The following is a 15,690-nucleotide window of genomic DNA, read 5'->3' on the forward strand; positions in this document are numbered from 1 at the left end:
CCTACAAGGGTTGATTGCCGGGCACAAAAAAACGCCAGGCTGGCTGGCGTTTTTTACAGGCGTTGAGCGCTTACGAGCGTGCGCGAGCCTGGTTGCGCAGGGCTTTTACCTGATCGTGATTGCGTTGCACGCCGTGATACTGACGCTCAACCAGGTCACGAATGCCCACCAGGTTGTGTTTGTTGATTTTTTCGATGGCTTCTTTGTAAGCCTTCAGCGCATGGTCCTCACCGCGTTCGGCTTCGTTCAGCACGGCTTCTTCATCCTTGCCGGTGAACATGGCTTTTACGTCGACCCAACGACGGTGCAGGTCACCGCTGACACTGGTCGACGTTTCAGGATCGCCGCCCATCGAACGTACGGTACTCTGCAATTCGGCGGCTGCGGTCGCGCAATCGGCGGAACGCTGGATGAACAGGGTTTTCAGTTCTGGGTGTTTGATGTCTTCAGCGCAAGTCTTGAACCCTTCCTGACCGTCCTTGCTGGTTTCAATCAGGTCGTTGAGTACAGAAATGGCTTCTTTATTCATGTCGGTCATTTTTCAATTCCTTGCGGGTTGATGAAAGGTGCAATAACTATTGCACCCTGCATGCCAGCTTCGAATTGAAGATTTAATTGTTATTTTTCAATTGGTTAGTTTTTAAAGCCAAATCTGTATCCGCTTTTTTTGCATGATCTGTCATTTGGCCTGCATGCAGAATGCCTGTATTTTCCAGACTGTTTGAATAAGACGACTGATCGATGAACCCTGAAAAGCTCGAACTGCTGATTACCCGTGAAATGCCCTTCGGCAAATACAAGGGCCGAATCATTGCCGACCTCCCCGGTCCGTACCTGAACTGGTTCGCCCGGGAAGGATTCCCTCATGGCGAACTCGGCGGCTTGCTGGCCCTGATGCAGGAAATCGACCACAACGGATTGTCGGAATTACTCGAACCCCTGCGCGCCAAACATGGCAAACCCGCACCCCGCCATTGAGCCTGACTGAGTAGCCCATGCCCGATAACACCCTCCGCGCCCGTGATGAAGCCTTCTGGCAGACATTTGCCGACCGATACACCGTAGAACCCGGTGCGATAAACCTGGAAAACGGCTATTTCGGGCGCATGTCGCGCACGGTGGTCGAGGAATATCAGCGCAACATCGAACTCATCAACCGCAGCAACTCGGTGCACGTGCGCCAGCGTTTCGAACAGGGCGAAAGCCTGGAAATTCGCGCGCGGCTGGCCGAGTTGGTTAGCGTTCCCGCCGAAACAGTCGCCCTCACGCGCAACGCTACCGAGGGTTTGCAATCGCTGATCCGCAACTACAACCGCCTGGAGCCAGGCGACCAGGTGCTGTTTTGTGATCTTGAATACGACACGGTCAAAGGCGCAATGCGCTGGCTCGCGCGCCATCGCGGGGTCGAGGTGATCGAGATCGAGCACGCGCACCCCGCGAGTTTCGACAGCTTGCTGGCCACTTACCGCGAAGCCTTCGAGCGTTATCCAAAACTCAAGCTGATGGCCCTGACCCACGTTACGCATCGCACCGGCCTGGTGATGCCGGTGAGGGCGATTGCCGCCGCCGCGAAGGAGCACGGCATCGACGTGATCCTCGACGGCGCTCATGCGCTCGGTCAGATCGAGTTCAATCTTGATGATCTGGGCATCGCCTTCGCCGGCTATAACCTGCATAAGTGGATCGGTGCGCCACTGACCCTGGGGTTTATCTACATCGCGTCGCATCGTCTGGCCGATATCGACCCGGACATGGGTGAGATGCATTTTCCGCTCAGCGACATTCGCGCCCGCACGCCGTACAGCACGCCGAATATTCCGGCACTGCGAACCCTGCCGCTGGTGTTCGAGGAACATCACGCGATGGGCGGTTCCGCCGCCAAGGGTGCACGGCTCAATTACCTGCGCAACCTGTGGGTGAGTGCGGTGCGGGACCTGCCGGGGATCGAAGTCCTGACCCCGGACGACCCGCGCCTTTATTGCTGCATCACGGCGCTGCGCTTCACCCGGCATGCCGATCAGCAGGCGCTGGTCGAGCGGCTGCTCAATGAGTACAACCTGTTTACCGTGATGCGCAGTGGCGCGGCATGTGGTCCGTGTATACGCATCACACCTGGACTTACCACCACCGCTGCGGACATGGCGTTACTGACCAAGGCACTGGACGAACTGCGCTGACGTCACACGGTGTACTTGTCGAAGTCCTCGGGCTTGATCTGCGATGAAACCGCAAACGTATCGACACCGATGGTCAGGTATCCGAAAAAGCCGTCCTCTTTCGAGTCCCGACCGAGGGTGTGGACGTTCAAGGTCGAGGCTTCGCCGCCATGGCGTGTGTAGTGAAAGTCTTCATCGTTGGTCAGCGCGGATACCGTGCGACCGCCGTAGTCCCTGGACTTGAGCACAGACCGCGACGCGACGTCCGGAAAGTACAACTGGCCGACCCAGGCGACATGGCGCTCTTCCAGATAATTGTTGCCGGCCGTGATGCGCACGGCGACATGAATATGCAGCGCCCGCCCGGCATAGAACCCAGGATAAGTCGTGGTAAACCGCACGATGCCCTTCTGGTCCGTGAATTGTCCGCCACGCAGATAGGTATCGTCGTCGGTGCGCGGGATCGAGCCGATGTCACCGACATCGACCTCTTGATCGGGATTGACCTTGCCCCAGCCCGAGTACGCCCCCCGCGCATTGCAGTGCCAGATGTCCACCAATGCATCGGTCACTGGCTGACCGGTCATGGCATCGACGATGGTCAGCCGCAGCACCAACGGAACACCCTCGGAGCTTTCACTGATGTTTCGTCTGATCAGTTTCGGATTTCGAAAATACGGACCGGCGATCTGTTCGGGAGCAAGCAGGTAGACCGCAGGTGTGGGTGCAACCGAGGTGTTGTCGTCCATGACGTTCTCTCTTCAATAAGATGAACGCAGGTTAGCGCCGGACGCGCAGCGAAATGCGGTAACTATGTATCGCAGCGTTTCGACTTGTGTAGCAGCTGGCGAAGCCTGCGTTCGGCTGCGTAGCAGTCGTAAAATCAGGGTTCGCGGTGTGTCAGGCAGGCCCTGCAATCCGGATTTACGACTGCTACGCAGCCGAACGCAGGCTTCGCCAGCTGCTACAAAGGGCGTGTCGGCAAGGGGCGTGTGGGCAGCCAGGAGATTTTCAGGGCAAAAAAAAACGGTGCACCGACCGAGCGCACCGTAAAGCCGTAGAACACACAACGAAGTGTTTGGTAAAAGCCGAATCAGTCCAGCAGCGCCAATGCCTCGGCGGTGCATTCCTGAATGCGGGCCCAGTCGCCGTTCTTGATCCACTCCGGATCCAGCATCCAGCTGCCGCCCACGCACATGACGTTTTTCAACGCCATGTAACTCTTGATGTTGCCCGGACCGACGCCGCCGGTCGGGCAGAATTTCACTTCGCCAAACGGGCCGCCCAGTGCCTTGATCGCTGCGACACCGCCGCTGACTTCCGCCGGGAACAACTTGAAGCGGCGATAGCCCAGGCCATAACCTTCCATGATGCCCGACGCATTGCTGATGCCTGGCAACAGCGGAATCGGGCTGTCGACACTGGCTTCCAGCAGGTCACGGGTGATACCCGGCGTGACGATGAACTGCGAACCGGCGGCTTCGGCAGCGGCGAGCATGGTGCGGTCCAGCACGGTGCCGGCACCGGTGACCAGTTCCGGACGCTGCTCACGCAGAATCTGGATGGCCTTGAGGCCGAACTGCGAACGCAGCGTCACTTCCAGCGCCGTCAGGCCACCGGCCGCGAGAGCGTCGGCCAGTGGCAGGATGTCCTGCTCGCGGGCGATGGTGATGACCGGCAGGATCCGCGCCTTGGCGCAGAGGCTGTCGATAAGGGCGACTTTGTCCGCCATGGAAACGGTTGGGGATGTGTTTGTCATAGCGGGTGATCCTTGGCTCATGGGCACCAGTAAATCTCTAACGTAGGTTGCAGAAACGCGCGAATCGGCATGGCGGCGACATCATCACCGGCCAATGCGGCACTCAGGGTGGTCAATTTGGATTGACCGGAAATCGACAAAACGGTGTTCTTCGCGGATGCCAGCAGCGCACGACTCATGGTCAGGCGCTGATGTGGCACGGTCGGCGCCAGCATTGGGTAGCAACGGCGGGTGCCGTCAACCTTCAGGGCGTCGGCCAGGTTCGGGCTGTTCGGGAACAGCGACGCGGTGTGACCGTCATCGCCCATGCCGAGTATCAACACGTCGATCGGCGGCAACTCGGCGAGCAAACGGTCTGCCTGCTCGGCTGCCAGCTCAAGGTTTGCGGTGGCGCTGTACAGACTCAGGAACTTAGCCTTGGCCGCCGGGCCTTGCAGCAGATAACGCTTGAGCAGGCCGGCATTGCTGTCGGCGTGCTCGACCGGCACCCAGCGCTCGTCGGCCAGGGTGACGACCACCTTGGACCAGTCCAGTTTCTGCTTGGCCAGGTTCTGGAAAAACGCCACCGGGCTGCGCCCACCGGACACCACCAGCGTCGCGCTGCCGCGAGCGTCGATGGCGTCACTCAGTTGCTGGGTCACCTTCAGTGCCAAACCGTCGGCCAGCAACACCGGGCTCTTGAACGCATGGGCGCTGACGCCCTGAGGCAGTTTCAATTCAGATATCGCCATACCACGACCTCCCATCCCGCGTGATCAGAGCAATGGAGCTCATGGGTCCCCAGGACCCGGCCGCGTACGGCTTGGGCGCATCACCGGATTTTTTCCACCCGGCGATCAACTGGTCACACCACTTCCACGCGGCTTCGATTTCATCTTTACGGACAAACAGGTTCTGATTGCCGCGCATCACTTCCAGCAACAACCGCTCGTAGGCATCGGGAATCCGTGCGCTGCGCCAGGTGTCGGAAAAATTCAGCTGCAATGGACCGCTGCGCAGCTGCATGCCCTTGTCCAGGCCTTGTTCTTTGGTCATCACGCGCAAGGAAATGCCTTCGTCCGGTTGCAGGCGGATAATCAGCTTGTTGCTGATCTGCAAGCGCTGCTCGGGAGCGAAGATGTAGTGCGACGGTTCCTTGAAGTGGATGACAATCTGCGACAGCTTCTGCGGCATGCGCTTGCCAGTTCGCAGGTAAAACGGCACACCCGCCCAGCGCCAGTTGCGAATGTCGGCGCGCAGGGCGACGAAGGTTTCGGTGTCGCTCTGGGTGTTGGAGTTCGGCTCTTCCAGGTAGCCGGGCACCGGTTTGCCTTCGCTGTAACCGGCAATGTACTGGCCGCGCACCACCTGAGTGGTCAGGCCTTCGGGGCTGATCGGCGCCAGCGCCTTGAGCACTTTGACTTTCTCGTCACGGATGCTGTCGGCGGACAGGTCGGCCGGCGGGTCCATGGCGATCAGGCAGAGCAGTTGCAGCAGGTGATTCTGGATCATATCCCGCAGCTGCCCGGCCTTGTCGAAGTAACCCCAGCGACCTTCGATCCCGACCTTCTCGGCCACGGTGATTTCCACGTGGGAGATGTAGTTCTGGTTCCACTGGGTTTCGAACAGGCTGTTGGCAAAACGCAGGGCGATCAGGTTTTGAACGGTCTCTTTGCCCAGGTAGTGGTCGATGCGGTAAGTGCGGTTCTCCGGGAAGAACTGCGCCACGGCGTCGTTGACCTTGCGCGAGGATTCCAGGTCCGAACCGATGGGTTTTTCCAGTACCACGCGGGTGTTTTCAGCCAGACCGACTTTCGCCAGGTTCTCGCAGATCGCGCCGTAAACGGCGGCCGGCGTGGCGAAGTAGGCAATCACGCGCTGGGCGGTGCCGGCCATCTCGGCCAGGGCCACATAATCTTCGGCCCTGAGGAAGTCGACGTGCAGGTAGGTCAGGCGGGCCAGAAAACGTTCGACCACCGCTTCGTCCAGCTCTTTGGCACCGACGTAGCGACGCAGCTCGGTAGCGATGAACGCCAAATGCTCTTGCTCACTACCGGGCTCACGGGCCAGCGCGATAACCCGCGTGTCCTCGTGCAGCAGGCCTGCTCCATCCAGTTGATAAAGGGCAGGAAACAGTTTGCGCAAGGCCAGGTCGCCGAGGGCGCCGAACAAGGCAAAGGTGCACGGTTCAACCGTAATCGAAGGCATGATGTTTGTTCTTTTATCAAGTTAAGCTACAAATACCTTTTTTCAAGGCATCACTCAAGGGAAAATGTAGTAATAACCACAACATTTTCGCAAAATACAGATTCCGAGTGGTGGTCGGTCGGAGCCATCAGTAGGATAGGCCACCGTTTGGGGCCGCATCAAAGGCCCTTTTGGCATAGCCGAACTCTAATTTGCGCAGCTGACCCAAGGAACATATATGGACCGCGTGCGAAACTTACTGGAGCAGATCCAGAATCGCCTTGAAGACCTGAACAAGGCGGAACGCAAAGTCGCCGAAGTGATCCTGCTTAATCCACAGCAGGCCACCCGGTTCAGCATCGCCGCCCTCGCCCAGGCCTCAAAGGTCAGCGAGCCGACGGTCAACCGTTTCTGCCGTTCATTCGGTGTCAGCGGCTACCCTGAGCTCAAACTTCAACTGGCCCAAAGCCTGGCCAGCGGCGCTGCCTATGTCAGCCGCGCGGTCGAGGCCGACGACAATCCGGAAGCGTACACCAAGAAAATTTTCGGCAGCGCCATCGCGTCGCTGGACAGCGCCTTGCAGGCGCTGGACCCGAACCTGATCAGCCGCGCGGTCGACTTGCTGATCCAGGCCCGGCAGATCCACTTCTTCGGTCTCGGCGCCTCGGCCCCGGTGGCGCTGGATGCGCAACACAAGTTCTTCCGCTTCAACCTGGCCGTCACTGCCCATGCCGACGTGCTGATGCAGCGCATGATTGCGTCGGTGGCGCACACCGGCGAATTGTTCGTGATCATTTCCTACACCGGCCGCACCCGCGAACTGGTGGAAGTAGCACGCATCGCCCGGGAAAACGGCGCCTCAGTGCTGGGTTTGACCGCCGAAGGTTCGCCATTGGCCAAGGCCAGTACGTTGAGCCTGAACATTCCGCTGCCGGAAGACACCGACATCTATATGCCGATGACGTCGCGGATCATTCAGCTGACGGTGCTGGACGTACTGGCGACCGGCATGACCTTGCGCCGGGGCGTGGACTTCCAGCCGCATCTGCGCAAGATCAAAGAGAGCTTGAATGCGAGCCGGTATCCGGTGGGCGACGAATTCAATTAAAAGATCGCAGCCTCGTTTCACTCGGCAGCTCCTACAAGGATTGCGTAGACCTGTAGGAGCTGCCGCAGGCTGCGATCTTTTGATCTTGCTTTAAACGCCAACCCGCGCCTGCAAACTCAAATGCGCTTTTTCCCCGGGCGCGAGGCTCAGGCTATCCGTCCCGCCGCTGGCCGCCTCCACGCAGACAAACTCGGAAATCTCATTCCAACTCACTCCCAGCAACGGCCGTGAACCCGGGTGCCAGACCACCGTGTCCGCATCATCCCCAGTATCGATGCACAATTCCCGCTGCCAGGCGTGGTCCTTGAGCTGCAATTCGCCGTCATGCTGAAACACGCGCTGACAGCCACCGTCGACGCGCAACTCGCCTTCCTGAAGACACACCTGACGGTTCAACTGGTCGTAACCCTGCGCGCCTTCAAGCCCGGACAGCGCTACCTCACCAACATCACCAATACGCCAGTAAGCGTGCAAGGCCTGGCTCAATTGGCACGGCAAGCTGTCTTGATGCTCGGTGCTCAGGCGCAAATCCATCCGTTCACCCAAGTGGGCATGCAGGTCCACTTGCCAGTCACACAACTGCAGTTGCCAATGCAGACGCACACCCTCTTCGTCATGACTGCTGTCGAGCAGTTTCCAGTCCAGCAACCGTGCCCAGCCATGGGACGGCCACGCGTTTTCGCTTGGATGACGGCCATACCAAGGCCAGCACACCGGCACGCCGCCGCGAATCGCGCCGACGTGCGGCCACTTCGCCGCGCACCAGAGCCAGGGCTTCTGCCCCGTTGGCTGGAAGTGCAGCAATTGCGCGCCCTGTCGACTGAATACCGCCTGACACCGTGGATGATCGATCACCAGCACGTCGCGCATCTGATAGCGCTCCCACGCAAACACCGGACGTTCGCGCAAGGATTTGAAGAAGCGTTGTAGCGGATGCTCATGCATGTGCCACTGTCCTGAAATCATCTGTCACCCGAGGTGCGCCGCCCCAAAAAAAAGCGGACAGCCTGGGCTGTCCGCAAATATGCGCACATATAGAGAGGAGCTTATCGCAACAGCGTTAGAACACGGACTGAATTTTCAGGCCGGCCACCAGCGCGTTGTCGACTTCATCAACACCACCCGGGTGAGTGATGTATTGCAGGTTAGGACGCACGGTCAGCCAATTGGTAACGTGGAAGCCATAGTTGAGCTCGTAGTTGTACTCGGTCGTACGCAGTGGCGAGAACAGTGGATCTTCGTAGTCGCTGACGCCATTGGAAGCGTTGACCAACTCGGCGTTTTTCTTCACGTCATCGTTGACATGGATACGGGCGAAACCGATACCGACGTCATCTTTTGGACGTGCATCGAACGGGCCCTTGTACACAAACATCAGCGACTGGTAGTTGTCGACGACGTTGGTGTCCTTGTCGTGGAAAGTGGCGTTGGCGGCAACGTTCAGACCGCGAGTAGCGTCACCGTTGTGGCTGGTGAGTTGTTGTTGCGCAACGAACCAGTAGCCGTGCTTGCTGCTGTGGCTGCGATAGGCGTTGCCGCTGGTTGCCGCATTATTGCCGTTGTCGTCCTCAAGAACGTCATTGGCCTCGGCCGTGCTTTTGTAGTAACCGACACGGTATTCGCCCGGCAGGTTGTTCGGGTTAGGCAACCACACCAGTTCGACCGGCAGGACGGTGCCTGCAGTACCGCTGCCGCTGAGTTTGAAGCCGTTGCCGTGCTCCAGTTGCGACGGGTTCTGGTTGTACGCGCCGATCTGCGCATAGAACTCAGGCGAGATGTTGTACTTCACGCGTATCGCGGCCTGGCTGACTGGCCAGTTGTACCAGATGTTGGTCGCCCAGTTACCCACTTGGGAACCGCAGAACGCCAGGTTCTGGAACTCGCAAGGGAAGGTGTTGAAGTCTTCGCCTTCGCCGAAGTAACCGGCCTTGACGTCCAGTTTGCCGTCGAGGAACTGGTGTTTGACCCACAACTGCGTCAGACGGACCATGTGGCCACGACCGTAGACTTCCTGGGAAGAACTCAAGGTGCCGGCACGCGGATCGCCGACACGGTCATTGGAGATGTTCTCACCGTTACGGTTGGTGAACTGGACCTTGGCCTGGGTGTTATCCCAGCCCAGCAATTTTTGCAGGTCCAGCGCCACGCCCAGGCCAAACTGGTCGGAGTACCGTGCAGTCTTGTCGTTGTTGTAGCCGCCGTGAAGGTTGCCGCCCACTTCACCGACGTAATCCATCTTGATGTCGATACCTTGCTCGATCAGCTTGGTCCGCTCGCCGCCCCAATCACCGGTCATCCATTCGGAATCGGCGCTGAACGCGTCAGCCGCGTGCACACTACCGGCCAGCATCATTGCCGCAATGGCAGTCAATTGGCAGATAAGCTGAGCGTTGTTGTTCTTCTTCATCCCTACATCCTCGTTTTATTGTTATTAACTGTTTTTATCTAACGCGGTTACATCAGTTGCGGCGGATAACAGGCTATCCACCGCGGATTCCCCCTGTGGCAACTGCTCCTGTGGCGAGGGGATTTATCCCCGTTGGGTCGCGAAGCGGCCCTAAAAAATGGGACTGCTGCGCAGTCCAACGGGGATAAATCCCCTCACCACAAAAGCTCGCTCCTACAGTTTTTGATCTTCAGCGGCCTTTAAATTGCGCGATGTTACCCACCGACGCTTCGGTCTTCGGCACACCGGCCACCCCCAGGCGTTCCCCGGTCTTGGCATCGAACAGCAGCACTTTCGATGGATCGAATTGCAGGGTCAGGGTCTCGCCAACATTGGGCGCGACGTCCGGCGCCAGACGGCAGCAAACTTTGGTGTCATTGAGATTGACGAACACCAGCGTGTCGGGACCGGTCGGCTCGGTGACCTGGACTTCGGCGCGAATGGTCGGCAAACCGTTCGGCTCGCCGTTCGCCAGCACGATCTGTTCCGGACGCAGGCCGAGGATCACTTCGCGATCTTCGAGGCCGGCGTCCTGCATGCCCATGGGCAATTCGCAGCGCGCCTGGCCACTGTCGAGCAAGGCGATCAGACGACCGTCCTGGCGCTGCAAACGCAGGGGGATGAAGTTCATCGGCGGCGAACCGATGAAGCTCGCCACGAACAGGTTGGCCGGGTCGTTGTAGATCTGCTTCGGCGTGCCGAACTGCTGAATGATCCCGTCCTTCATCACCGCCACTTTGTCGCCCAGGGTCATGGCTTCGATCTGGTCGTGGGTCACGTAGACGGTGGTGGTTTTCAAGCGCTGGTGCATCAGCTTCATTTCGGTACGCATCTCGACCCGCAGCTTGGCGTCGAGGTTGGACAGCGGTTCGTCGAACAGGTAAATCTTCGGTCGCCGCGCCAAGGCACGACCCATGGCCACGCGCTGTTGCTGGCCACCGGAGAGCTGGCCGGGTTTGCGGTTGAGCAAGTGTTCGATCTGCAGCAGCTTGGCCACCCGCGCCACTTCCGCTTCGATGTCGGCTGCGGGCATTTTGCGAATCTTCAAGCCGAAGGCGATGTTCTCGCGCACGCTCATGGTCGGGTACAGCGCGTAAGACTGGAACACCATGGCGATGTCGCGATCTTTCGGGCTCATGCCGCTGACGTCCTGGTCACCGATCATGATCGCGCCGCCGGTGATGGTCTCAAGGCCAGCGATGCAATTCATCAGGGTCGACTTGCCGCAACCCGAAGGTCCGACCAGGATCAGGAACTCACCGTCCTTGATCGACAGTTCGATGTTCTTGAGGGTGTCCGGCAGGCCGGGGCCATAGGTCTTGTTTACATTGCGAAGTTCGAGCGTTGCCATGATTACCCCTTGACTGCGCCGGCCGTCAGCCCGCGCACGAAATACTTGCCTGCGACCACATAGACCAGCAGGGTCGGCAGCCCGGCGATCATCGCCGCCGCCATATCAACGTTGTATTCCTTGGCCCCGGTACTGGTGTTGACCAAGTTGTTCAGCGCCACTGTGATGGGTTGCGAGTCACCGCTGGAGAACACCACGCCGAACAGGAAATCGTTCCAGATCTGGGTGAACTGCCAGATCAGGCAGACCATGATGATCGGGGTGGACATCGGCAGGATGATCAAGCGGAAGATGGTGAAGAAACCCGCGCCATCGAGCCGCGCCGCCTTCACCAGCGCATCGGGAACGCTGACGTAGTAGTTACGGAAGAACAGCGTGGTGAACGCCAGGCCGTAGACCACGTGCACGAACACCAGGCCGGTGGTGGTGCTGGCCAGGCCCATCTTGCCGAGGGTGAACGAGGCCGGCAGCAGGACAGTCTGGAACGGCAGGAAGCAACCGAACAGCAGCAGACCGAAGAACAACTGCGAGCCACGAAAGCGCCACATCGACAGCACGTAGCCGTTCAGCGCACCGATGGCGGTGGAGATCAGCACCGCCGGGACGGTGATCTTGATCGAGTTCCAGAAATAACCGTCGACCGTGCCCCAGGCCTTGACCCAGCCAATGCCGCTGACCACGGTCGGCCAGCTCAGCAGGTTGCCGGTGTTGATGTCTTCCGGCGTCTTGAAACTGGTCAACAGCATGATCACCAGCGGTATCAGGTACAGGAATACGGCAAGGATCAACACGCCATAAATCGCGATGCGACTCAGGCTGATGGAAGGTTTGGCAGCGAAACTAGTCATGACGCTTGGTCCTCAGCTCGGAGTACAGGTAAGGCACGATGATTGCGAGAATCGCACCGAGCATCAGAATCGCACTGGCCGAGCCCATGCCCATCTGCCCGCGACTGAACGTGAAGGAATACATGAACATCGCAGGCAAGTCGGAGGAGTAACCCGGGCCACCGGCAGTCATCGCCGCCACCAGGTCGAAACTCTTGATCGCGATGTGGGCCAGGATCATCACCGCGCTGAAGAACACCGGGCGCAGGCTGGGCAACACCACTCTCAGGTAAATCCGCGGCATGCTCGCGCCATCGATCTGGGCGGCACGGATGATCGATTGATCAACGCCACGCAGGCCGGCGAGGAACATCGCCATGATAAAGCCCGAGGCTTGCCACACCGCAGCGATCACCAGGCAATACACCACGCGATCCGGGTCGATCAGCCAGTCCAGGCGAAAGCCTTCCCAGCCCCAGTCCCGCAATAATTTGTCCAGGCCCATGCCCGGGTTGAGCAGCCACTTCCACGCGGTACCGGTGACGATCATCGAGAGCGCCATCGGGTACAGGTAAATGGTGCGAATGAAACCTTCGCGTCGAATGCGCTGATCAAGAAACACGGCCAGCAGCACACCGATCACCAGGGTGATGCCGATAAACATGCCGCCGAACACCGCCAGGTTCTTGCTCGCTACCCACCAACGGTCGTTGTCGAACAGCCGCTGGTATTGCGCCAGGCCCGCCCATTTGTAAGTCGGCAGAAAGGTCGAACTGGTGAACGACAGGACAAACGTCCACAGGATATAGCCATAGAAGCCCACCAGGACGATGAACATGCTGGGCGCCAGCACCAGTTTGGGGAGCCAGCGCTGCAGTGCATCGAACGGCGAGGCCTTGCTGAACACAGCAACAGAACTCATGGGAAGATCCCGTACTTGGAAAAAGGATTACAAACGCATTCCCTTGTGGGAGCGGGCTTGCTCGCGAATGCGGTGTGTCATTCAAAACAAATGTCGACTAACACACCGCATTCGCGAGCAAGCCCGCTCCCACAGGAGGGGCCTGCGCTCTAACGGTTACTTGGCAGCTTTGATCGCCGTGCCCAGTTGCTTGGCGGCAGTGGCAGGATCGGCTTTCGGATCGTTGATGAAGTTGGTCACGACATCAAAGAACGCACCCTGCACCGCCAACGTGGTCGCCATGTTGTGCGCCATGCTCGGCTGCAGGCCGCCGGACTTGGCGTCCGCCAGGAAGTCCTTGGCAGCGGTCTGGGCGCAGGAGTCGAAACCGTACTTGCCCATGTCGCTCAGCATGTCGTTTCGAACCGGGATCGAACCCTTGTTGATGCTGAAGACTTTCTGGAAGTTTTCACCCAGCACGATCCTGGCAATGTCTTGCTGAGCAGCAGAAGTGCCCTTGTCTTTCTGTTTAAACACGGCCAGGGAGTCGATGTTGTAGGTGAAGGCCTTGTCGGTGCCCGGGAAGGCTACGCACTCGTAGTCTTTGCCGGCGACTTTCTTGGCTGCCGTCCACTCGCTCTTGGCCCAGTCACCCATGATCTGCATGCCGGCCTTGCCGTTGATGACCTTGGCCGCTTCCAGGTTCCAGTCCTGGCCTTTGCCGTCGACGTCCATGTAGGTCGCGACTTTCTTCAGCTCGGTCAGCGCCTTGACCATTTCCGGGCCAGTCAGCGTAGCGTTGTCCAGGTCGACCAGGGCCTTCTTGTAGCCATCGACGCCCATGACCGAAAGCACCACCGCTTCGAACACGGTGCTGTCCTGCCAAGGCTGGCCACCGTGGGCGAGCGCGATGAAGCCCGCAGCCTTGAGCTTGTCGCCGGCCGCATAGAATTCCTGAAGGGTAGTCGGGGCTTTTTCGATGCCGGCTTTCTTGAAGACTTCCGGGTTGATCCACAGCCAGTTGACGCGGTGAATGTTCACCGGCACGGCCACGTAGTCACCGTCGTACTTCACGGTATCGGAGACTTTCTTGTCGAGCAGGCTGTCCCACTTCTCTGATTTTGCAGTTTCTTTCAAGACGTCGGTGTCGAGCAGACCGGTGGACGCCCATTCCTGGATGTCCGGACCTTTGATCTGCGCTACACCCGGCGGGTTACCGGCAACGGCGCGGCTTTTCAGTACGGTCATGGCCGTGGCACCGCCACCGCCCGCGACTGCGCCGTCTTTCCAGGTGAAGCCGTCTTTTTCGACTTGGGCCTTGAGGACATCAACGGCAGCTTTCTCGCCACCGGAGGTCCACCAGTGAACGACTTCTACCGAACCTTTGGAATCGGCGGCAAGCGCACTGACAGGGAATGCAGAGATAGGAAGCAATGAGGCAAGAGAAATGACAGTAGCGAGGCGAGAAATCGCATTCATCTAGAATTACCTTTCTTGTTGTTATGCATGCAAGTCTGGTGCTTGCGCTGCATAGGATTTTAAACAGGAGTTTTGCCTTCGCAGGTAACGAAGGGACGCTTGAATGTCACCACATGGTTACACAGGAGCGCTCTGGGACAACCTCGCCAGGGCCGTGGCCATGCTCGGCGCCAACGGCAAGCGCGGAATCAATACCGACTGCCAGGCGTGATACAGGTCGGGTTTTCCGGCCCAGATATCGGCACTGGGAAGGTTCTGCGGATCAAGTTCATGGTGCCAACTGCCATAACAGCGGTCGATGAAATGACCGTCACAGAATTCCCAGAACAGTCGGTACCAGGTTTCGTATTGTTCATCGCCGGTGCGTTTCAGCAGGGCACTGGCGGCAGCGCTGGCTTCGCAATGGGTCCAGTGCAGGCGATGACGAACCACGGCGCGATTGTCCCAGTCGAGGGTGTAGACAATCCCCGGCGCGCCGTCGACGTTCCAGCCGTGACGACAGTTGTGGTCGAAGAGTTTTTGCGCGTCAGTGGCGAGCCAGCCTGGGGTCAGCATCCCCGCCTGTACCCGCGCGGCTTCGAGGTGCAGCAACAGGCGCGCCCATTCAAAACCGTGCCCGGGCGTGGTGCCGAACGGGCGGAAACCATCGGCCGGGTTGTCGTGGTTGTAGTCGCGCAGCGGTTGCCAGTCGCGGTCGAAATGCTCGACCACCAGATAGTCATTGGCTGCCGCTTGGTTGTGGATAACGCGTTCGACGATGCGCTGCGCGCGGCACAGCCAACGGTTGTCATCAGTGACATCGGCCAGCGCGAGGAACGCTTCGGTGGCGTGCATGTTGCTGTTGGCGCCGCGATAGCTTTCTTCTTCACTCCAGTCGCGGCTGAAGGATTCGCGCATCGCGCCCTCCTCCTCGCTCCAGAAATGCGTGTCGATAATGTTGATCGCCTCATCGAGCAAGACTTGCGCACCGGGGCGCTGGGCGACCACGGCGGAACTGGCGGCCAGGGCAACGAAGGCATGCAGGTAAGCGGCCTTGCCGGTGTTGCCGTCGCGATGATGGGCCGTGGCGAACCAGCCGCCGTGCTCGGCATCCTTTAGCGGGCCGCTGAGAGCTCGGACGCCGTGATCCACAAGTTCAGCAAACCCTGGCAGACCCTGGATATGGGCCATGGCGAAGCTGTGGGTCATGCGTGCGGTGTTCATGGTTTCGGCGTGGGCATTGGCCGCAAGGCGGCCCTTTTCATCGAGATTGCCAGAGCCTTCGGGAAGCTTCGAGGCCTTGGCGAACGCCAGCAGGCGCAGGCCCTCAGCGGCAAGCCATTGCTGATGGGCAGGTGCGTTCAGCCAACTGCTGAAGGCCGGTTGGAAGGTGTCCATGGGGTGCCTTTTTTGTTGTTATGACTGGAGGCAGTCTAAACAACGGGCGGTGCTGGGCTTGTAACGAAGGAGGCAGGGTTTGTCACCAATCAGTGACAAAACAAGATCAAAAGATCGCAG

General features: G+C 59.1%; 15 protein-coding genes. 3 read left to right on the top strand and 12 right to left on the bottom strand.

Features of this window, described 5'->3' with window-relative positions; translation table 11 throughout:
* Positions 1–70 precede the first annotated feature (70 nt).
* Complete coding sequence (locus ACA052_RS22615) at positions 71–538, bottom strand: ferritin-like domain-containing protein (protein WP_497646867.1); 468 nt, start codon at positions 536–538, stop codon at positions 71–73.
* Between the two features lie 203 nt (positions 539–741).
* On the opposite strand from ACA052_RS22615, the gene ACA052_RS22620 reads away from it, so the two are divergent.
* The gene (locus tag ACA052_RS22620; RefSeq protein ID WP_003213031.1) at positions 742–978 is read left to right on the top strand and encodes a DUF3820 family protein; all 237 of its coding nucleotides are present in this window, start codon (positions 742–744) and stop codon (positions 976–978) included.
* 17 nt (positions 979–995) lie between these two features.
* Complete coding sequence (locus ACA052_RS22625) at positions 996–2,177, top strand: aminotransferase class V-fold PLP-dependent enzyme (protein WP_497646868.1); 1,182 nt, start codon at positions 996–998, stop codon at positions 2,175–2,177.
* Positions 2,178–2,179: 2 nt separating this feature from the next.
* On the opposite strand, the gene ACA052_RS22630 is transcribed toward ACA052_RS22625, so the two are convergent.
* The 4 genes from ACA052_RS22630 to zwf form a co-directional block, all read right to left on the bottom strand.
* Positions 2,180–2,905, bottom strand: a complete 726-nt coding sequence (locus tag ACA052_RS22630; protein WP_497646869.1) for an intradiol ring-cleavage dioxygenase — start codon at positions 2,903–2,905, stop codon at positions 2,180–2,182.
* A gap of 344 nt (positions 2,906–3,249) precedes the next feature.
* Complete coding sequence (locus tag ACA052_RS22635; protein WP_497646870.1) at positions 3,250–3,915, bottom strand: bifunctional 4-hydroxy-2-oxoglutarate aldolase/2-dehydro-3-deoxy-phosphogluconate aldolase; 666 nt, start codon at positions 3,913–3,915, stop codon at positions 3,250–3,252.
* A 17-nt stretch (positions 3,916–3,932) separates the two neighbouring features.
* Positions 3,933–4,646, bottom strand: a complete 714-nt coding sequence (gene pgl / locus ACA052_RS22640) for a 6-phosphogluconolactonase (protein WP_497646871.1) — start codon at positions 4,644–4,646, stop codon at positions 3,933–3,935.
* Complete coding sequence (zwf, locus tag ACA052_RS22645; protein WP_497646872.1) at positions 4,633–6,102, bottom strand: glucose-6-phosphate dehydrogenase; 1,470 nt, start codon at positions 6,100–6,102, stop codon at positions 4,633–4,635. Before zwf ends, pgl begins: the two co-directional genes overlap by 14 nt.
* Positions 6,103–6,328: 226 nt before the next feature.
* Between zwf and ACA052_RS22650 the strand changes: the two genes are divergently transcribed.
* Positions 6,329–7,189 (top strand): MurR/RpiR family transcriptional regulator, encoded by an 861-nt coding sequence (locus tag ACA052_RS22650; protein WP_175649041.1) that lies wholly within the window; start codon positions 6,329–6,331, stop codon positions 7,187–7,189.
* Positions 7,190–7,279: 90 nt separating this feature from the next.
* Here the strand turns inward: ACA052_RS22650 and ACA052_RS22655 are convergent, their stop codons facing one another.
* The 7 genes from ACA052_RS22655 to ACA052_RS22685 all read right to left on the bottom strand — a co-directional run bounded on the left by ACA052_RS22655 (position 7,280) and on the right by ACA052_RS22685 (position 15,570).
* On the bottom strand, positions 7,280–8,134 hold the full coding sequence (locus ACA052_RS22655; protein ID WP_497646873.1) for a D-hexose-6-phosphate mutarotase: 855 nt from the start codon (positions 8,132–8,134) through the stop codon (positions 7,280–7,282).
* Positions 8,135–8,249: 115 nt separating this feature from the next.
* Positions 8,250–9,596, bottom strand: a complete 1,347-nt coding sequence (locus tag ACA052_RS22660) for a carbohydrate porin (protein ID WP_497646874.1) — start codon at positions 9,594–9,596, stop codon at positions 8,250–8,252.
* A gap of 229 nt (positions 9,597–9,825) precedes the next feature.
* Entirely contained in the window at positions 9,826–10,986 is a 1,161-nt protein-coding gene (locus ACA052_RS22665) for an ABC transporter ATP-binding protein (protein ID WP_497646875.1), read from the bottom strand.
* Positions 10,987–10,988: 2 nt separating this feature from the next.
* Entirely contained in the window at positions 10,989–11,834 is an 846-nt protein-coding gene (locus ACA052_RS22670) for a carbohydrate ABC transporter permease (RefSeq protein WP_497343160.1), read from the bottom strand.
* Complete coding sequence (locus ACA052_RS22675) at positions 11,827–12,735, bottom strand: carbohydrate ABC transporter permease (RefSeq protein ID WP_497646876.1); 909 nt, start codon at positions 12,733–12,735, stop codon at positions 11,827–11,829. The genes ACA052_RS22670 and ACA052_RS22675 overlap by 8 nt, the downstream gene beginning before the upstream one ends.
* 156 nt (positions 12,736–12,891) lie before the next feature.
* Positions 12,892–14,193, bottom strand: a complete 1,302-nt coding sequence (locus ACA052_RS22680) for an ABC transporter substrate-binding protein (RefSeq protein WP_497646877.1) — start codon at positions 14,191–14,193, stop codon at positions 12,892–12,894.
* 117 nt (positions 14,194–14,310) lie between these two features.
* The gene (locus tag ACA052_RS22685) at positions 14,311–15,570 is read right to left on the bottom strand and encodes a D-mannose isomerase (RefSeq protein WP_497646878.1); all 1,260 of its coding nucleotides are present in this window, start codon (positions 15,568–15,570) and stop codon (positions 14,311–14,313) included.
* Positions 15,571–15,690: the final 120 nt, after the last annotated feature.

It is taken from the genome of Pseudomonas sp. LBUM1644, assembly GCF_059716195.1.